The organism is Dehalobacter sp. TBBPA1 (assembly GCF_040931655.1).
GTDB lineage: Bacteria > Bacillota > Desulfitobacteriia > Desulfitobacteriales > Syntrophobotulaceae > Dehalobacter > Dehalobacter restrictus.
On the sequence record NZ_CP162385.1, the window covers coordinates 1,915,827 to 1,935,582 of the forward strand.

A 19,756-nucleotide genomic window follows, 5' to 3' on the forward strand; every position below is an offset into this window, starting at 1 on the left:
CATCCCCTCCCCTACATTAATATGACGATGAGAAGTAATACAGACGTCATTCTATATTGACTATTAAATACTTATTTGAGGCGGGTGCTCCGCTTGACGCTGGTTATGCATTACGGAGACACTAATTTCAGTACCATAACGCCCAGATAGAAAAAAGACGCCTCAATTATATGAGACGCCTTCTGTAAGCTGAAGTTAGTCAGCTTCGTTAATTAATGATTGCAGGCCTAAGCTCGCAAAAATTCCTTATTCTTTCTGGCCCTGGCTCTGTCCGAGAGCGTCTTTACGGGACAGGTTCAATCTGCCCTGCTTGTCGATGCCGGTAGCCTTGACGATGATCTCGTCGCCAAGTTTGACGACATCTTCTACTTTGTTCACGCGGTTCACATCGAGCTGGGAGATATGCACGAGACCGTCTTTTCCCGGAAGTCCAAGCACGCCTGGAATGACTTCGACAAAGGCGCCAAAATCCATGATCCGGACAACTTTGCCTTTGTAGATCTTCCCGACTTCAATGTCCTGCGTCAAAGAGCGAATAATCTCAGCTGCCTTGTCTCCGGCTTCACCGTCAACCGCAGCAATAAATACCTGTCCGTCATCTTCGATATCGATCTTGACCTTGGTTTCTTCTACGATCTTCTTAATGATCTTGCCGCCTGGTCCGATGACATCTCTGATTTTGTCAGGATGAATGGTAAAGGTAATAATTCGCGGTGCAAATGGCGAGAGATTCGGTCTGGGCTGCGGCAGGACCTGCAGCATTTTATCCAGGATGAACATCCTGCCGGCCTTGGCCTGAGCCAGAGCCTGAGCGAGGATTTCACGGTTGACACCTTTGATCTTGATATCCATCTGCAGTGCTGTAATGCCCTCGGCAGTACCGGCTACTTTAAAGTCCATATCACCGTCGTGGTCTTCTAAACCCTGAATATCGGTAAGAATCGCAAAATGGTCTTCTTCTTTGATCAATCCCATCGCAATCCCAGCTACCGGAGCCTTAATCGGAACCCCAGCATCCATTAGAGCGAGTGTGCTGCCGCAGACGGAAGCCATGGAGCTCGATCCGTTGGATTCTAATACTTCGGAAACCAGACGCAGCGTATACGGGAATTCACTTTCCGGAGGAATCATCGGCAGCAGGGCACGTTCAGCCAAAGCGCCGTGACCAATCTCACGTCTGCCCGGTCCCCTGTTCGGACGGACTTCGCCGACACTGAAGGCCGGGAAATTATAATGATGCATATAACGTTTGGAATCTTCCAATCCCAAACCGTCGATGATCTGCTCATCACCGGCAGCTCCTAATGTCGCAACCGTGAGTACCTGTGTCTGTCCGCGCGTAAACAGACCGGTGCCGTGTGTTCTCGGCAGACGTCCGACTTCAATCGTAATCGGTCTGATCTCATCCAAAGCACGGCCATCAGGTCTGATATGTTCGTGGGTAATCAGCTTGCGGATAATTTTATGGGTCAGGTCATCCAATATTCTCGTAACTAATTTTAAGTCCTCAGGAAATTCCTCGGCGAAAACTTCGAGCGCGTCTGCTTTGACCTTTTCAACAGCTTCCTGGCGGGCCAGTTTTTCTTCAATACGGATAGCCTGATCGAGCTTGTCATGACCCCACGCCAGGATCTTTTCGGATATTTCCGCAGGGATCTCGACCGGAGTGACTTCTCTTTTAGCCTTGGCAAGTCCTACTTCCAGGGCTGCCTCCCTGTATCTCTCAATGAATTCTGCTATCTTTTTAATTTCTTCGTGCGCAAACATGATCGCTTCGAGCATCTGATCCTCGGGAACTTCCTTGGCACCAGCCTCTACCATCATAATCGCATCTTTGGTTCCAGCAACAGTCAGCTGCATTTTGCTGATTTCCGCTTGGGCTACCGTCGGGTTAACGACAAACTCGCCGTCGACAAGCCCGACAACCACGGCGGCAATAGGACCCAGAAAAGGAATATCGGAAATCGTGAGCGCAGCCGAAACTGCGTTGATAGCCGTTACGTCCGGTGCACAGTCCTGATCGACGGACATGACCATCGCACTGATCTGTACATCGTTGCGGTAACCGTCCGGGAAAAGCGGACGGACCGGTCTGTCTATCAGTCTTGACGACAATATGGACCTCTCACTAGGTCTGCCTTCTCTTTTGATGAATCCACCGGGAATCTTTCCTACGGCATAAAAACGTTCTTCCAAATCAACAGTCAAAGGGAAAAAGTCGATCCCTTCTCGTGGTTTAGAACTGGTCGTTGCAAATGCAGATATGACTGTGTCTCCATATCTGGCATAAATTGCCCCACCGGCTTGACGACCTATGATACCGGTTTCAAACGACAGGTTTCTGCCTCCAACCTGTAGCGAGCGTTCCAAGACTTCTTGAGTCACTTTGGAAACCTCCTTAAATACGCTTCTTTTATTCACAATTTTTTATATCCGGAATGTGTTCGACATATTATTTATTATTTCCTGCACCCGAACAAAAAAAACAATCCGGACAATTTTTCTTAAGGATAAATACCCTAATACATAAATACAAAGAGCGCTGAACACGCTCCTGTAAATATCAACATATAAATTGAATGACCAAAATATTTTCGATGGCTTTTAGTGACGTAAGCCGAGTTCTGTGACTACTGTGCGGTAACGGTTAAAATCGGATTTCTTGAGGTAGTTCAGCATTGCACGGCGTTGTCCAATCAATTTAAAAAGACCCCGGCGGGAATGATGATCTTTCTTATGGGTCTTGAAGTGTTCTGTCAACTCACTGATTCTTGTAGTGAGAAGAGCGATCTGAACCTCGGGTGAACCTGTGTCTCCTTCATGCTGCTGAAACTTCGCAATGATATCCTTCTTTTTCTCCGGTGTAAGCATTGGTTCTGCACCTCCATATTTTTTAAGCGCCTGCTGCCAAGTAAGACGGTGGAGATTCGTCGAACCCAGTCAGCGGTTACCTTTGTCATTTTAACTTATTCCATAAATTTTGTAAAGTTTTGTTTTTGCAGCTTTTGTTTTGCCGCTTCCATGTCTTTGCCGAGTTGCTCTGTGATTTCCCTGACTCCGCTGAATTTCTTTTCAGCGCGCAGTCTGGCCTGAATATCTATAAATAAGTCCTTCCGATATAAATCTCCGTGAAAATCAAAAAAATGGATTTCAATGATCTTCTCCTGGCCGGTTTTAAAAGTCGGTACAATCCCGATATTCATCATCCCGCCGTAGATCCTGCCGTCAATTTCTGCAGTAACGGCATACACACCATTTTTCGGGATTAGCAAGTCCTCATGCGTCTCTATGTTGGCTGTCGGAAATCCAATATCTCTGCCCCGCCCGTCACCGTGAACCACCGTTCCGATAATCGTAGGTGCGCGTCCCATCATCGCCTTGGCCAGATCGATATCCCCATTCAGAAGCGCACGTCTGATTTCGGTCGAAGAAATCACTCTGTCGTCAAGCATCTGGGCTTGGACAACACTTACCCCAAAATTGTAAGCTTCACCAAACTTTTCGAGGTCACCGGGTTTTCCTTTGCCATGACAGCCGAAGGAGTAGTTGAAACCAACGGTAACATGAACGACCCCGATTTTCAGCAGAATATTTTCAACAAATTCCTGCGGCGTTGTCTCGGCAAATTCCGGAGAGAAAGGCAATAAGAACACTTTGTCTACGCCAAATTTCTCAAATAGCATAATTTTCTCATCCTTGCCGGTAATCAATTCCAGTTTTCTATCTGGATGAAGTACCTTCAGCGGATGGGGATCAAAAAGTAAAACTGAAAACAATGTCTTCAGTGAACGTGCTTTCTCCAAGCCGTCCTTCAACAGCTCCTGGTGTCCTAGGTGTATACCGTCAAAATTCCCCAGAGCAAGCACAGTCGGCTCAAATTTTTGTCCCGGAATCAAAGTGCAAACTTCCAAAAACCTTTACCCCCTAGTACCTTGTTAACCTTTGCTAACCCATGACCTTATTGGGGCATAAACATCCGTTTTCCCAATTCCCTACGCCAATAAAACGTCCCTCACAAAATACCTGAACAGGAAGCTGTTCCCCGTACACTTCAGCATTAACAAGATCCCCTCCGGTAGAAAGCCCGTTTCGGAAAGCGGCAAGCCGATAGGCCGGTATACTTGCCTTTGGCAGTGTGAGTCCCCATTCCGGAGCCAGGAGCATGTGTTCATCGCCGTCGGCAAGCGCCTGGTCAATCTCTTCCAGTGTGTAGGTGGAATCCAGCGTAAACTTGCCTGCGCTTAATCTGAGCAAAAAGGACATATGTGCACCGCAACCCAGGGCAGCGCCAATATCGTGACATAAAGTGCGTATATACGTTCCTTTGGAGCATTCCACATCGAATAGAACTCTTGGAAACTTCTCTTCATGCCATTCCACCAGATCCAGCCGCTTGATCTCAACCTGTCTTTTTTCTCTTGCAACATCGATCCCCTGGCGGGCATATTCGTACAGACGCCTGCCATTTTTTCTGACAGCGGAATACATCGGTGGTTCTTGTTCAATGACACCAAGAAAATTCTCCAGTGTATTTACAAATTGCTCTCGCGATACTATAGGCACAATCCTCGATAGTTCCTGTCCGAAAGCATCCTGCGTATCTGTCGTGATTCCGAGTGTAATCTCTGCTCTATAACTTTTTCCCTGGCCGCTGTGGTATTCTGCCAGCCGCGTTGCCTTGCCAAGGCAAATCGGAAGCACCCCGGCAGCTCCGGGATCCAGCGTCCCAATATGGCCTGCCTTGCCGGCTTTTGTTTTTCGAAGCAGCCACCTAACAACGTCTGTGGAGGTCATGCCAACAGGTTTTAAAACATTAATGATCCCGTCCAACGTTCAGGGCCTCCTCAAGTGCGGATACAATCATTTTCCTGGCTTGACCCATTGTTCCATTAATAGAACAGCCTGATGCCCGCCGGTGTCCGCCTCCGCCGAACCGGCTCGCAACTTGATTTACATCAAGCCAGGTATTGGATCGGAAACTGACTTTGATTTCATCCGGGGCAATTTCTTTTAACAGCGCAGCAGCTTCCACCTTTTCGATATTGCGTGCATAGTTCACCAAGCCTTCACTCAAGCTCTCATCTGCACCTGTTTCTTCAAAGTCTTCTCTGGTCAGAACAATGACAGCCATCGTTCCCTGCTGATGAAGTTCCAGGTTCGTCAGCGCTTTTTGCAGCAGTCTGGTCTGAGCCAAGCTTTTCTGTTCAAACAGTATATTGTTGATCTGAACAAGATCAAGGCCTGTTTTGAGCAATTCCGCAGCAATCCTGAAGCTTTCGACTGTGGTATTGCTGTAGCTGAACCTGCCTGTATCCGTGATAATCGCAGTATAGAGATTCTCTGCAATTTCTTTGGTCATGGAAACTCCCATTTCGCCCAGCAGGTGAAAAATCATTTCACCTGTGGCGGCTGCGCCGGCGTCAATCCAATTAACCGTACCAAAACCGTTATTGGAAATATGATGATCGATATTAATCACCGTTTTCCCCTGAAGAAACTCCGGGCAAAGACCGCTGTACGCCCTTTCCGCTTCAGCGCAGTCAATAAAAATAAGGGTTTCTGGAAACTCTTCCGGAGGCAGAACAGAACATATCTTGTCCACACCCGGAAGAAACTTCAAATTCACCGGCAGAAACCCAGGATTATAATAACATATTTTTTTGTTCAGACCTTCTAAGGCAATCCCCAAAGCAAGCATTGAACCAATGCAGTCCCCATCCGGGGATATATGCGTAAGCAGTGCAGCCTCGGAGATTGTATCCAATTTTTTAGCCAGTTCTGAGATCACCTTATTCGTCGTCTTGTCCATCGCTGGATTCACCTTTCGCGCCAACCTCACGAAGCAGCTTGGAAATATGGGCGCCATGTTCGATAGACTGATCATACTTGAAAGTGATCTCGGGAAAATAGCGCAGGCTGATGATTTTACCCAGTTCGCTGCGCAGATATCCGGATGCTTTATTTAAAACATCTAAACTACTTTTCATTTCTTCTTCTGTTCCCAATACGCTGACGAATATTTTGGCATGCCGTAAATCGTCAGCTACCTCCACATCCGTGACGGTCACGAATCCAAGCCGCGGGTCTTTGATATCCTCCCGGATCATTTGTGCCACTTCTGCTTTGATCGATTCTGCCAGGCGAAAAGCCCTGTGTTTAGCCATTCAGAAAACCTCCAATGTTGGTCTAGAGCTCTCTTTTAACTTCCTCCATCGTAAAGGCTTCCAAGATATCTCCTTCTTTAAGATCATTGAAGTTCTTTAAGCCAATCCCGCATTCGTATCCTTCCGCAACTTCCTTGGCATCATCCTTGAAACGTCTCAGAGATTCCAGGTCTCCCTCGTGAACGACTACTCCATCTCTGATTACCCTGATCTTATCCGACCGATGAATCTTGCCGTCGGTTATATAGCTTCCAGCGACAGTTCCAGCCTTTGGCACCTTGAAAATCTGACGGACTTCCGCTTTACCCTGTATGACTTCCTTGAAGGTAGGTTCGAGCAGGCCCTCCATCGCTGCCTTAATGTCATCAATCGCATCATAGATGACTCTGTACATCCTGATGTCCACACCCTGGAGTTCTGCTGTCGATTTTGTGTTGGAATCATGTCTGACATTAAAGCCAATAATGATCGCATTGGAAGCAGCAGCGAGCATCACGTCGGATTCACTGATCGCACCGACTCCGCCGTGAATGATGTTTACGCGTACTTCTGAGGTCGTCAGCTTGGCCAGAGACTGCTTAATAGCTTCGACAGAGCCCTGAACGTCAGCTTTAATAATGATATTCAAATCTTTGACTTCGCCTTCTTTGATCTTATCGAAAAGATCATCAAGGCTAATCCTGGATTTTTGTTTGACTTCTTCCGCTTTTTTCTCATCCATTCTGGCTTCGGTAACGCTGCGGGCGAGTTTCTCATCGTTAACAACGTTGAAGATTTCTCCCGCCGGCGGAACTTCAGACAATCCCTGAACCTCCACAGGCATGGAAGGTCCCGCTTTTTTTACTCTGCGGCCTTTGTCGTCAACCATCCCCCTGATTCGGCCAAAGGAATGCCCGGCAACAATAATATCACCGATATTCAGCGTACCTTTGGATACCAGGACAGTTGCTACAGGCCCCTTGCCTTTATCGAGCTTCGCTTCAATAACGGTTCCGGTTGCCTTCCGGTTCGGATTAGCTTTCAGATCTTTCATCTCTGCAACCAGCAGGACCATTTCCAGCAGAGTGTCAATGTTGAGTCTAGCTTTGGCTGAGACCGGTACCGTGATCGTATCCCCGCCCCATTCTTCAACAACTAAGCCGTACTCGGTCAGTTCCTGTTTGACACGGTCCGGATTGGCATTTTCTTTATCAATTTTATTGATAGCAACAATGATGGGTACATTGGCCGCTTTGGCATGGTTGATCGCTTCCACAGTCTGGGGCATGACACCATCATCCGCAGCAACAACCAGTATGGCAATATCTGTGACCTGGGCCCCTCTCGCTCTCATGGCTGTAAAAGCCTCGTGACCAGGAGTATCCAGGAAAGTAATTTTTTGATTTTTAATTTCTACCTGATAAGCACCGATATGCTGCGTAATCCCACCAGCTTCGGATTCGGTGACATTGGCGGAACGAATCGCATCGAGCAAAGATGTTTTTCCGTGGTCGACGTGGCCCATGACCGTGACAACCGGAGGACGGAATTTGAGCGTGGACGCATCATCTTCTACTTCCTCAATGACTGCCATGGATTTTTCGGCTCTAACCTCAAGCGTCATGCCCATTTCAGTAGCGACAATCGTTGCTGTATCAGCATCAATTTCCTGATTGATGGTCGCCATAACACCAAGCTTCATTAATTCCTTGATGACTTCACCGGCTTTGCGGCTCATTCTGAGCGCCAGTTCCTGAACTGACAAGGACTCAGGAATAATAATATGCTTGGGAACCACTTCTTTAACCATCTTATTGGGTTGGTTCCGATTTGGTTGATTCCGGTCATTTTTTCTTAAGATGGAAGAAAAATCTTTTTCATCATTGCGCCGTTTATCAAATAAAAACTCTTTATTCTCATGGGCTTTCTTTTTCTCCGGTGGCTGGCGTTTTACCGGCTGCTCGGCGACAGTAAGCTCAACGGATTTTCCTTCAATCTTGATCCTCTGAGTTTGAGGGGCTTTTTTATCTGCTCCCGGACGCTGTCCCTGGGAAGGTCTTCTTCCTGTGTCGGAGAACGGACGTCCGCCGCCCTGCGGTCTCCGGTCATCACCTGCAGGACGCTGTGATGGACGGAAATCACCCTGCGGTCTCGGCGCATACGGCCGGTCACCGCTCATCGGCGGTCTTTGACCTTGCGGTCTGAATTCACCCGGCGGTCTTTGACCCTGCGGTCTGAATTCACCCGGCGGTCTTTGACCCTGCGGTCTAAATTCACCTGGTGGTCTTTGGCCCTGCGGTCTGAATTCACCCGGCGGTCTTTGACCTTGCGGTCTGAATTCACCTGGCGGTCTTTGACCCTGCGGTCTGAATTCACCTGGTGGTCTTTGGCCCTGCGGTCTGAATTCACCTGGCGGTCTTTGGCCCTGCGGTCTGAATTCACCTGGCGGTCTTTGACCCTGCGGTCTGAATTCACCTGGTGGTCTTTGGCCCTGCGGTCTGAATTCACCTGGTGGTCTTTGACCCTGCGGTCTCATCTCACCTGGCGGTCTTTGGCCCTGCGGTCTCATCTCGCCTGGCGGTCTTTGACCCTGCGGTCTCATCTCACCTGGCGGTCTTTGACCCTGCGGTCTCATCTCACCTGGCGGTCTTTGACCCTGCGGTCTCATCTCACCTGGCGGTCTTTGACCCTGCGGTCTCATCTCACCTGGCGGTCTTTGACCCTGCGGTCTCATCTCGCCTGGCGGTCTTTGACCCTGTGGTCTCATCTCACCTGGCGGTCTTTGACCCTGCGGTCTCATCTCGCCTGGCGGTCTTTGACCCTGTGGTCTCATCTCACCTGGCGGTCTTTGACCCTGACTTCTTTTGTGACCTTCTGCATCTCTGAAGCTTTCCGGGGGAATATCTTCTTCGGTCCTTTTTCTGGCAGGGACTTTTTCCTCAGCCCCGGCAGCCTTAACCGGCTTGCTTACTTCTTTTTGCTGTGATTCGCCTGTCTTGGTCAGCGCTTTTTTAACTTTTTCAACTTCCTCCGTGGATACCGCACTTAAGTGGTTTTTCACTGGTACCCCAATATCATTAAACTTTTCCATTAAAGCCTTGCTGGATATATTCAATTCTTTAGCCAGTTCGTGAACTCGAATATTGGTCACATTGTCACCCCCCAAAAACGAAAATAGAAATATAACCTTTCAACTCCTTATCTCTTACTGGGGACATTAAAACTTTTAATCCCGCTCATTTTCAGGTGTGTCCCCCAACCTGATGATTGCTTTGGCGAAACCGTCATCCATAATCAGTATAAGTGCTCTTGGTGATAATCCGACAGCCGTCCCGAGTTCTTGTTTCGTGCTGCAGATCATAACCGGAATATGAATATCATCGGCCCATTGCGTGTACTTGGTGATAGAGCCCGGTGAATCTTCTGCAATAATCAATAACGAGCCCTTTTGTTTTTTTAAGAATGCTTCAACCTGTGATTCTCCGGAAGAAATTTTCCCGGCTCTCCTTGCCATTCCAAGCAATGATAATATTTTTGGTGTCAAGAAGAATTCATCTGCCTTTCAATTTCGGCCAGCATCTCTTTGGTCGGTTTGATGCCAAAAGTTTTTTCAAAACGGTTTTGTTTCAGAGCTTTTATCAGACAATCTGGACACTGGCAAAGGTAAGCTCCACGCCCATTTTTCTTGGAAGAAGGATCAAATTCCAATACTCCCTCAGGTGTTTTCACGATTCTCAATAATTCTTTTTTTGGTTTCATTTCCTGGCAGCCAAGACACATGCGCAGAGGGATTTTTCGTACCTTCATTTTCTCACCTTTCAGGAATTACTTTTGGTCACTGAAGCCTATTTTTTCTTGCTTGAAGACTTGGCCTTTTTCTTGGGTTTCTCTGCTTCCTGCTGTTCATCTACTTGGGAAGCTTCATTAGCAGGTGATTCTAATTCTGAATATGACACATCAGCATCACTGTTTTCATTTGGGGCATTTTCATCGCCGTCATATTCTGCAGATTCATCGTATTCATCGTAGTATTGGCTATCCTCGTCCTCCTGATAACTCCCGTCACCATATTCATCGTATCCTTCTTCTGTGTAGTCCTGATAGCCTTCATCATATTCCTGATATTCTTCTTCAGATTCTTCATACTCGCCTTCTACATAATCGCCGTAGGGTTCGTCTTCATAATCTGTATATTCTCCTTCTTCATAGGGTTCATACGCCTGTTCATAGTACTCACTCTCATATTCTTCATCCTGATAGCTGTCTTCCGGGATCAAATTCTGAGCGAGCGCCTGCGTTTCGTTCTTAATATCGATTTTCCAGCCGGTTAGCTTTGCAGCCAGTCTGGCGTTCTGTCCTTCTTTCCCGATAGCGAGGGATAATTGATAGTCCGGCACGACCACCAACGTTACCTTGTCTTCATACCGCGGATAAACACCCAGGACTCTGGCCGGGGAAAGCGCATTGGAGACAAAATCAATCGGATCAGCCGACCAGTTGATGATGTCCATTTTTTCGCCTTTCAGTTCATTCACAATATTCTGTACCCTGCTGCCCTTTGGTCCAACACACGCTCCAACCGGATCAACGTTTTTGTCTTTCGAGTAAACGGCAATTTTGGAGCGTGCACCTGCTTCCCTTGCAACTGCTTTGATTTCTACAATTCCATCGTGAATCTCCGGAACTTCCAGCTCAAACAATCGTTTGATCAGTCCTGGATGGGTGCGGGAAAGTAAAATTTGGGGGCCTTTGGTTGTTTTCTTCACTTCAACAACATAGGCCTTGATTCTTTCAAAAGGCTGGTAGTTTACTCCGGGATTCTGCTCTGAGGCAGGCAGTACGGCCTCCACCTTGCCAAGATCCACAATGACGTTACGCTGTTCATAGCGTTGGACAATACCGGTGACAATATCTCCCTCGCGATTAATATATTCATCGTATATTAATCCACGTTCAGCCTCACGTATTCTTTGGACAACAACCTGCTTAGCAGTCTGCGCTGCGATGCGGCCAAAGTCACGCGGGGTGACTTCAAATTCAACAATATCTTCAGTTGAATAGTTCGGGTCCATTTTTTTAGCTTCTTCTAATGATATTTGGGTGCGAGGATCATCCGCAATTTCCACAACGTTTTTGCGGGCATATACTTTAATTTCTCCATTCAAGCGGTCTATATGGATCCTTACATTCTGTAAAGAGGAAAAGTTCTTTTTATATGCCGATATCAGAGCAGCCTCAATCGCTTCAAACAATATCTCTGTCGAAATACCTTTTTCTTTTTCTAATTCGTGAATTGCCTCAATGAACTCCATGTTCATCTGTCTGAATCCCTCCTCAAAATCATTTTAAAAATCAAAAGTAAGATGGGCCTTTTCAATTAGCGACAAAGGAATGGCAATCTTCCGCCCCTCATATTCTAGGATAACCTGGTCATCAGCCAGTCCTTTTAAATTTCCGGTAAAGCGGCTGTATCCCTCAAACACTTCTGTCGTATTAATACTGACAAGCTTTCCTGTATATTTAATATAATCTTCTCTCTTTTTAAGCGGTCTCTCAATTCCGGGAGAAGAGACTTCCAGCATATAGGCCTGAGGAATCGGGTTTTCTTTATCCAGAACCTCATTAATTTGATGGCTTACCTCGGCACAGTCGTCAATCTCTACTCCGCCTTCCTTATCAATATATAATCGCAGATACCAGTAAGCACCTTCCTTAACATACTCGACATCGACGAATTCCAGTCCCAGCTCCATTACGAGTGGCTCTGCCAAACTTCTAACTTTGTTTAGAATAGAATTGCTCATCGTGTACTCCTTTTAGAGTTAAGCATTTTTTATTTTTTCATCATACCAAATGAAAGAGTGGGTAATCCCCACTCTGAACCAAAAATCTGCTTAGAATAAAATTCCTGCTTTTACTATATCATATACTGTTTCCGTCTGCAATATTCCTAATGTCCAGTTTAAAACAAACTCAGCTGATTTTTATCGGGCAGCCCTTCCAGACACCCGTGCTGCTGAAGCGTTTCAATGACGGTTTTGCTGATCTTTCCGTTGGATCGGGCCTGGATATCTTCGACAGATTTGATCGTTCCATGTTCCCTGAGTTTGACCAAACTCGCCGCAGCCGTTTCACCGACTCCCTGCAGGGATGACAGTGGCGGCAGGAGACCATCAGGTGTTACCTGAAAACGTACCGCATCTGATTCCCACAGATTAACCTTGCGCAGCTTAATCTTCCGGCAGTACATTTCCACCACAATCTCAAGGATCGTCTGCAGGTTCTTGTCCTTAGCCGTTGCATTGTTGCCTTTGGCGGCAATTTCTTTGATAGCCTCCCTGCACTTTTTCACACCGCTGCAGATCAGTTCCGCATCAAACTCATCTGCCCTGACGGTAAAAAATGTGGCATAAAACGCTTCAGGATAATTGATCTTAAACCAAGCGATCCTGAAAGCCATTGTCACATAAGCTACAGCATGGGCCTTCGGAAACATATAGCTGATCTTCTGACAAGAGTCAATATACCAATCCGGAACATTTTGTTTTTTCATAGCCTCAATATCTTCATCTTTGAGTCCTTTACCCTTGCGGACCGACTCCATAATTTTAAAGGCATGGCTGGAATTAAGTCCCATCTGAATCAAATAGATCATAATGTCATCACGACAGGCAATAATGTTGGAGATGTCAGCTGTACCGTTTAAGACAAGGTCCTGGGCATTGCCAACCCAGACATTCGTACCATGGGAAAGTCCGGATATTCTGACCAAATGAGAAAAGCTTGAAGGTTTGGTGTCTTCCAGCATCTGTCTTACAAATTTTGTACCGAATTCCGGGATACCGAGTGTTCCGGTCGTGGACCCGATTTCCTCCGCAGTCACGTCAAGCGCATCCGTACTCGAAAAAAGTGAGAGGGTTTGCGTGTCATCGAGTCGGATTTTCTTGGCATCAAGCCCTGTCAGGTCCTCCAGCATTTTAATCGACGTCGGATCGTCATGACCGAGCAGGTCCAGTTTGGTTAAACGCCCGGAGATGGAATGGTAGTCGAAGTGGGTCGTAATAATATCTGAGGAGGTGTCGTTAGCTGGCCTTTGCAGCGGGGTAAAATCAAAGACATCGCATTCTTTCGGGATAACCATTAATCCTCCCGGGTGCTGTCCTGTTGTTCTTTTTACGCCCGTACAGCCGTTAACCAGCCGGTTCAGTTCTGTCTGGTTATATTTGACCTTTCTTTCTTCAAGGTAATTTTTCACAAAACCATAGGCAGTTTTTTCAGCAATCGTGGAGATCGTTCCGGCCCGGAAAACATTTTCCTTGCCAAATATCTCCTCGGTGTATTTCATAGCTCTGGGCTGATATTCTCCCGAAAAATTTAGATCGATATCAGGAACCTTGTCTCCTTTAAAGCCCAGGAAGGTTTCAAACGGGATGTCATGTCCGTCTTTGACCAGTTCCCTGCCGCACTGCGGACATATTTTATCCGGCAGATCCACACCTGCTCCGGCGATTCCGTCCGTCACAAACTCTGAATAAAGACACTCCGGGTTAGCACAACGATAGTGTGGCGGAAGCGGATTGACCTCCGTGATGCCGGTAAAAGTTGCGACGAGCGATGAACCGACGGAACCCCTTGATCCGACCAGATAACCATCCTCGTTCGATCTTTTTACGAGCAGATGCGCAATCAGGTACAACACAGCAAAACCGTTGCCGATGATGGAATCCAGTTCCTTATTTAAGGTTTTCTGAACCATTTCCGGCAAAGGATTGCCGTACAGCTCATACGCTCTGGTCATCGTCATATCCCGGATTTTATCGGCAGCGCCTTCAATCTTCGGTTCGAAAAAGTCGTCCGGGAACGGTTTGATTTCAGCGACCTGTTCAGCAATCATTCTCGGTGTTGCAACTACCGCCCGATAGGCATCCTCTTCATCAAGATAAGCAAATTCCTTGAGCATTTCATCCGTTGACCTGAAATACAGCGGAGCCTGCTCATCGGCATCGGCAAAGCCTTTCCCGGCCATCAAAATTCTTCGGTAAACTTCATCTTCCTTATCAAGAAAATGGACGTCACAGGTAGCCGCGACAGGAATACCAAGTTCCTTGCTAAGAGAGACAATGCGCCGGTTAATATCGATCAATTCTTGTTCACTGGAAACCTCACCGTTTTTCAGCATAAACTGATTGTTCCCCAGCGGCTGGATTTCCAGATAATCGTAATACAAAGCAATTTTTTTGATTTCTGCCGCATCTTTTTTTTGCAAGATTGCCCGCATCAGTTCTCCTGATTCGCAGGCTGAACCAAGGATCAAACCTTCCCTGTGGGCATCAAGCAGTGAACGCGGAATGCGGGGACGTCTGTAAAAATACTCCATATGGGAAGCGGTAACAAGTTTATACAGATTTTTTAAGCCGATATAATCCTTAGCCAGAATAATAATATGAAAAGAACGGCTGCGGCTCAACTCGACCGGATTGGTTCCGGCATCCTCGACCAAATAGCCTTCCATGCCATAGATGATTTTGACACCGTACTTTTTTCCGGCTTCAGCTGCATCCGGGAAAGCCTGGACGATCCCGTGGTCTGTTACAGCAATCGCGGTATGTCCCCATTCGCCGGCTCGCTTCACCATGTTTTGGATCGATGAAACACCATCCATTTCCGAATGCTTGGTGTGCAGATGCAGTTCAACCCGTTTCTCTTCCGCAAGATCCGGCTTGGACGTCTTCGAAACAGTCATCATATCCCTTGGCATCAACGTCAGCTCGGTCGTATAACGATCGAACTGCACGGCCCCTTTCACTCTGAGCCAGTCACCTTTGTTGATTTCCAGAGGTTTTTTCCCTTCGTCAAAGAACAGTTTGCAGCCTATTGAGTTTGTCTTGTCTGTCAAACCGAACGACAATAATTGACGTCCGCTTTTTAATCGTCTGATTTCTGTTTCGCAGACCTCACCCTCTACAATGACCTGTTTCTCCTCATCATGAATATCGGCTAACGGAGTCGGCGTACCCTTTATCTCTCTGCCAAGCAAAACAGCATTCTGCTCTTTCTTCTCTTTTTTCTCTTCAGACTTTTGGGACAGGATTTCCTCTACATACTTTTGCTCTTCTTTTTCCGCGTCAAAATAGATTTCTTCTTCAGCGGCAGTCTCTTCAATTTCCCAGAAAATCCTTGCCTCCATACCATATTTCTGCTGAAAGAAGCTTTCCAGACTATCCTGTTTCAACTGACAATATTCCATCGCCATCATGCTCGGAACGAAGAAGGTCAGTCTGTTTTTAACAACCTCGTATTTTACGGAAGCATTCAGCCAGACCTTAAGGGAAGGCACCTTCTCGTGAATATCCTGGATGATTTGCAGCCAATGTTCTTGACAAAGCATCTCTAGGGTAAAATCGGGAGACATTTTTGTTTTTATCTCAATCGTGATTCCGTTATTTTCGTTTCCACTATTTAATCTTTTCTTTAAGGATTCAGTTAAGAGGCCCAGAATTTCTTCCTGGACCGGACAGGATAAAGAAAGATGGAGTATCCACTTTCTTTGTTCAGGAACAATCTCCACCCTCTCCAGCAGTATGTAATTTAGAAAAGTATCCAGCCTCATGCTGACATCACTTGGTAGTTCCTGATAAAACGGTGTTGCTTCCAGTTTGACTGCCGCATTTAACACCAATGAATGCCTCCTCTGTATCCAAACGCAATTTACATCACTGCATATTACTATGTAACTTACTATGTAACTTACTATGTAACTTACTATGTAACTTACTATGTAACTTATTTGGGGTTGGTCTGTATGCCACAAATCCGCTTTCGGCCGTTGTGTCATCCATGACACAAAAGGCCGCGCTTCGCACTCCATGCTCCGCTTGACGCTGGAATTGTGGCACACAGACTGAATCTTTGGATAATCTTTGGATAATCTTTGGATAATCTTTGGATAATCTTTGGATAATCTTTGGATAATAAGATTATAATGTTTGCTTAAATTAAGCATGTAACTTTGAGAAGTATAACGAGTACACTGTTCTTTTCTTTTAATAAATTCTCAAGAATAATCTACATTCTGACATGCAGACTTGCTTGAATAACCCTAAGATCAGTCTGGGGGCCACAGTTCCCGCGCCTGGATGGCGAAGCACGGCCTTTTGACGGCCATGGATGGCCTAATGTCGCGATGCCATGGATGGCAAGGAGCGACGCGTCAAGGAAGACGCAACGGCCGAAAAGCGGTATTGTGGCCCCCAGACCTGCCATACATAACGGTTTTTTAATACTCAATAATCAACAATTTGTGTAAGATTTTGAAAACGTGGCTCTAGGCACGACAGGCTTCTTTGATAATTTCTGTTACAAGACTGCAAACGCGGTCCACCTCAACCAGCTCGACTTGCCGGGTGCTTCTGTTGTACAGTTCAACTTTGCCTTCAGCGAGTGCTTTAGCGCCGATGGTCAGTCTTAGAGGATATCCGACGAGATCCGCATCCTTGAATTTTACGCCGGGACGTTCGTCCCTGTCATCGTATACTGTCTCGATTCCGAGGGCTTTTAATTCTTCATAAAGCCGTTCAGCAGTGGCAACGACATTTTCGTCCTTTAAGGAAACCGAGACGATAATACAATGATACGGGGCAATCGGCATCGGCCAGATAATTCCGTTCTCATCATAATTCTGCTCAATGGCGGCAGCCATTGTTCTGCTGACGCCTATCCCATAGCAGCCCATATAGCAGACCTTTTCCTTACCAGTATCGTCGAGGTAGGTTGCCTGAAGGGCCTGACTGTATTTCGTGCCAAGGTTGAAGACTTGTCCGACTTCAATCCCACGGGCTTCCTGGAGCGGTCCCCGGCATTTCGGGCAGGGTTCACCCGGCGTTACCATTCTGAGGTCTGCTATTTTGGCAGGAATAAAATCCTTTCCGCAAGCAACACCGAGCAGATGATAATCTTTTTTATTGGCTCCGCAGACTCCCTGTTTCATCTCAGCTACTTCAAGGTCTGCGGCAACATAGACATCCTTAAGTCCAACCGGTCCGATGAACCCGTGCTCGCAGTTGAAAACCTCTCGGACTTCCTCCGGGTCAGCCATTCTGAGGTTCAGGAACGGTCCGAGCATATTATTGACCTTGATTTCATTGACTTCCCGGTCTCCCCTAACCAGGACAAGTATAAAACGGTCGTCGCCTTTATACAAAAGCGTTTTTATCAGAGAAGACTTGTTGATTTTTAAGAAATCAGCCAGCTGGTCAATCGTTTTAATATTGGGGGTATGAACCTCACCTGTCCGGCCTGCCAGAATATCCTGATCAGTGTCTGGATGCGGCAGACATTCAGCTTTCTCGACATTGGCGGCATAATCGCAATCTGGACAGAATACCACCGCAGCCTCTCCGGATTCGGCCAGCACCATAAATTCATGGGTTCCACCTGTTCCGCCAATCGCACCGGCATCTGCCTCGACAGCACGGAAAGTCAGCCCACAGCGCGTAAAAATCCGTTCATAAGCCTCATACATCTTGCGGTAGCTTTCCCTGGAACCTTCAGGATCCCTGTCAAAAGAATATAAGTCCTTCATGATAAATTCTCTGCCGCGCATCAGTCCGAAACGTGGTCTTCTTTCATCACGGTATTTATTTTGAATCTGGTACAGAAGGAGCGGCAGCTGTTTGTAGGAACGGACTTCACTTCTGACCAAGTCGGTGATGACTTCTTCATGCGTGGGTCCGAGACAGAATTCCCGGTCATGCCTGTCTTTTAATCGGAACATCTCCGGACCATAGACATCCCAGCGTCCGGTTTCTTTCCACAGCTCAGCCGGCTGGACAATCGGCAGCATGACTTCCTGCCCGCCTTTGGCATCCATCTCTTCGCGCACGATTTGCTCGATCTTTTTAATTACTCTGAGTCCCAGAGGAAGATATGTATAAATCCCGGCTGCAGCTTTGCGGATAAATCCGGCTCTCAGCATGAGCTGGTGACTGATCACTTCGGCTTCTGCAGGCACTTCCCGCAAGGTCGGATTCAATAATTGGCTAACTTTCATTGTTTATTTCTTCCTTTCAACAAGTGCTTGCTCTTAAAAAGTTCTTGCTCTTCAATATTACCATTTTCACACAGGATTAAACAACCGGAAAACCACTGATTTATTTTTAAAGATCTATCAGAAAATGTTTAGCGTTTTTCTGATAGACTTAAATCCGCTTCGATTTTCTCCATCAAAGCCGGCACTAATTCATCTTCAGGCAGCTGTGCGATGACCTCACCCCGTGCAAAAAGCAGCCCCCTGCCTTTTCCTCCTGCAATGCCAAAATCGGCTTCCCGGGCTTCCCCAGGGCCATTGACCACACAGCCCATCACGGCTATGGATACGCTCTTGGATGGTGCCGGTAAAGCTTCAAGTCTCTGTTCTACTTCCTCTGCCAGATGAACTAAATCCACCTGAGTCCTGCCGCAGGTCGGACAACTGATTAATTCGAATCCGCCTTTCTTGAGATCCAGTACCCGCAGAATCTGCTGGGCAACCGGAATCTCTGCTGCAGGATCGCCTGTCAGTGAGACTCTGATCGTATCGCCGATGCCTTCAGCCAGAAGCGTTCCTATGCCGATTGCAGACTTTACCACCCCGGATCTGACCGTACCGGCTTCGGTTACCCCGACATGCAGCGGATAGTCCACCCGATCGGCAATCATGCGGTAAGCGTCAATCATCAACGGAACATGGGACGATTTCAGGGAGATCTTAATATGATGATAGTTTTCCTGTTCCAGGATGCCGACATGGCCCAAAGCGCTTTCGACCATCCCTTCCGCGGTCGGTCCGCCGTGTTTCTCAAGGATTTCCTTTTCCAGAGATCCGGTATTGACTCCGATCCGGATCGGGATGTTTCTTTCGCGGACCGCGTTGATAACCTCTTGTACTTTCCAGCGCTCACCAATATTTCCCGGATTGATCCGGAGTCCATGAACCCCATTTGCAACAGCTTTAAGTGCAAGCCGGTAGTCAAAGTGAATATCCGCAACTACCGGAATCGGGCTAAGGCTGCAGATGTCTTTCAAGGCAAGCGCAGCCCGCTCATTTAGGACAGCCGTCCGGATAACCTCACAGCCAATGCCAGCCAAGTGCCTGATCTGATTGAGGGTGGCTTGAACATCCCGGGTATCCGTATTGGTCATCGACTGAATCACGATCGGGTTATTTCCGCCAATTGCCACCGATCCGATTTTCACTTCTCGCGTAATCCTACGTTTCAATCGATTAACCCTCCTATTTTGACGTAGTATATCTTGGGCTAGTCTGTGGGCCACAATGCCGCTTCTCGGCTGTTGTGCCCTCCGTGGCACAAAAAGCCGCGCTCCGCATCGTGCTCCGCTGACAGCGGAACTGTGGCCCCCAGACTAATCTTAAGTTTAATTTGCAAGCTAGATCAAAGAGCCAGAAAGTATCTCTATGAAGAAGAAGCCTGCCAAGCTCCTTCAAGCGCTCTGATATCATCGATTGGATGCATTCAGATGATGATTGACCTAGCTAACGTCATTCGTTTGCATAGCGTTGGGAACTTAAAGGCTAAAGAATAATCCGTTCTTAAATCAAATCAGATAAACACGCT

General features: G+C 47.1%; 14 protein-coding genes. All 14 read right to left on the reverse strand.

Annotated elements, in window-relative coordinates:
- Window positions 1-246: 246 nt before the first annotated feature.
- Window positions 247-2,385 carry a polyribonucleotide nucleotidyltransferase gene (locus AB3489_RS09520; protein WP_368292685.1) on the reverse strand — a complete coding sequence of 713 codons (2,139 nt, stop codon included), beginning with the start codon at window positions 2,383-2,385 and terminating at the stop codon, window positions 247-249.
- 219 nt (window positions 2,386-2,604) lie between these two features.
- Window positions 2,605-2,871 carry a 30S ribosomal protein S15 gene (gene rpsO, locus AB3489_RS09525; protein ID WP_015044114.1) on the reverse strand — a complete coding sequence of 89 codons (267 nt, stop codon included), beginning with the start codon at window positions 2,869-2,871 and terminating at the stop codon, window positions 2,605-2,607.
- 95 nt (window positions 2,872-2,966) lie between these two features.
- Entirely contained in the window at window positions 2,967-3,911 is a 945-nt protein-coding gene (locus tag AB3489_RS09530; protein ID WP_368292686.1) for a bifunctional riboflavin kinase/FAD synthetase, read from the reverse strand.
- 34 nt (window positions 3,912-3,945) lie between these two features.
- Window positions 3,946-4,830: a tRNA pseudouridine(55) synthase TruB gene (gene truB, locus AB3489_RS09535; protein WP_368292687.1), complete on the reverse strand. Its 885-nt coding sequence runs from the start codon at window positions 4,828-4,830 to the stop codon at window positions 3,946-3,948.
- Window positions 4,814-5,809 (reverse strand): bifunctional oligoribonuclease/PAP phosphatase NrnA, encoded by a 996-nt coding sequence (locus AB3489_RS09540; RefSeq protein WP_368292688.1) that lies wholly within the window; start codon window positions 5,807-5,809, stop codon window positions 4,814-4,816. Before AB3489_RS09540 ends, truB begins: the two co-directional genes overlap by 17 nt.
- Window positions 5,790-6,164: a 30S ribosome-binding factor RbfA gene (gene rbfA, locus AB3489_RS09545; protein ID WP_015044118.1), complete on the reverse strand. Its 375-nt coding sequence runs from the start codon at window positions 6,162-6,164 to the stop codon at window positions 5,790-5,792. The genes AB3489_RS09540 and rbfA overlap by 20 nt, the downstream gene beginning before the upstream one ends.
- 22 nt (window positions 6,165-6,186) lie before the next feature.
- Complete coding sequence (gene infB, locus AB3489_RS09550; protein WP_368292689.1) at window positions 6,187-9,294, reverse strand: translation initiation factor IF-2; 3,108 nt, start codon at window positions 9,292-9,294, stop codon at window positions 6,187-6,189.
- Between the two features lie 75 nt (window positions 9,295-9,369).
- Window positions 9,370-9,687, reverse strand: coding sequence for a L7Ae/L30e/S12e/Gadd45 family ribosomal protein (locus AB3489_RS09555; protein ID WP_368292690.1), 318 nt, complete (start codon window positions 9,685-9,687; stop codon window positions 9,370-9,372).
- Window positions 9,684-9,950, reverse strand: coding sequence for an RNase P modulator RnpM (locus tag AB3489_RS09560; RefSeq protein ID WP_015044123.1), 267 nt, complete (start codon window positions 9,948-9,950; stop codon window positions 9,684-9,686). The genes AB3489_RS09555 and AB3489_RS09560 overlap by 4 nt, the downstream gene beginning before the upstream one ends.
- A 38-nt stretch (window positions 9,951-9,988) precedes the next feature.
- A complete protein-coding gene (nusA, locus tag AB3489_RS09565) occupies window positions 9,989-11,461 on the reverse strand; it encodes a transcription termination factor NusA (protein WP_368292691.1) in 1,473 nt (490 codons plus the stop codon).
- Window positions 11,462-11,488: 27 nt separating this feature from the next.
- The gene (gene rimP, locus AB3489_RS09570) at window positions 11,489-11,947 is read right to left on the reverse strand and encodes a ribosome maturation factor RimP (RefSeq protein WP_025205410.1); all 459 of its coding nucleotides are present in this window, start codon (window positions 11,945-11,947) and stop codon (window positions 11,489-11,491) included.
- Between the two features lie 158 nt (window positions 11,948-12,105).
- Window positions 12,106-15,819: a PolC-type DNA polymerase III gene (locus AB3489_RS09575; protein ID WP_368292692.1), complete on the reverse strand. Its 3,714-nt coding sequence runs from the start codon at window positions 15,817-15,819 to the stop codon at window positions 12,106-12,108.
- Window positions 15,820-16,467: 648 nt separating this feature from the next.
- Window positions 16,468-18,192, reverse strand: coding sequence for a proline--tRNA ligase (locus tag AB3489_RS09580; RefSeq protein WP_368292693.1), 1,725 nt, complete (start codon window positions 18,190-18,192; stop codon window positions 16,468-16,470).
- Between the two features lie 128 nt (window positions 18,193-18,320).
- Window positions 18,321-19,430, reverse strand: coding sequence for a flavodoxin-dependent (E)-4-hydroxy-3-methylbut-2-enyl-diphosphate synthase (gene ispG, locus AB3489_RS09585; RefSeq protein WP_368294613.1), 1,110 nt, complete (start codon window positions 19,428-19,430; stop codon window positions 18,321-18,323).
- Window positions 19,431-19,756: the final 326 nt, after the last annotated feature.

Coding starts and splice junctions, on each gene's coding strand:
- rpsO (WP_015044114.1), bottom strand. CDS start 2,871: ATGCTTACACCGGAGAAAAAGAAGGATATCATTGCGAAGTTTCAGCAG.
- AB3489_RS09540 (WP_368292688.1), bottom strand. CDS start 5,809: ATGGACAAGACGACGAATAAGGTGATCTCAGAACTGGCTAAAAAATTG.
- rbfA (WP_015044118.1), bottom strand. CDS start 6,164: ATGGCTAAACACAGGGCTTTTCGCCTGGCAGAATCGATCAAAGCAGAA.
- AB3489_RS09560 (WP_015044123.1), bottom strand. CDS start 9,950: ATGAAGGTACGAAAAATCCCTCTGCGCATGTGTCTTGGCTGCCAGGAA.
- nusA (WP_368292691.1), bottom strand. CDS start 11,461: ATGAACATGGAGTTCATTGAGGCAATTCACGAATTAGAAAAAGAAAAA.
- rimP (WP_025205410.1), bottom strand. CDS start 11,947: ATGAGCAATTCTATTCTAAACAAAGTTAGAAGTTTGGCAGAGCCACTC.
- AB3489_RS09580 (WP_368292693.1), bottom strand. CDS start 18,192: ATGAAAGTTAGCCAATTATTGAATCCGACCTTGCGGGAAGTGCCTGCA.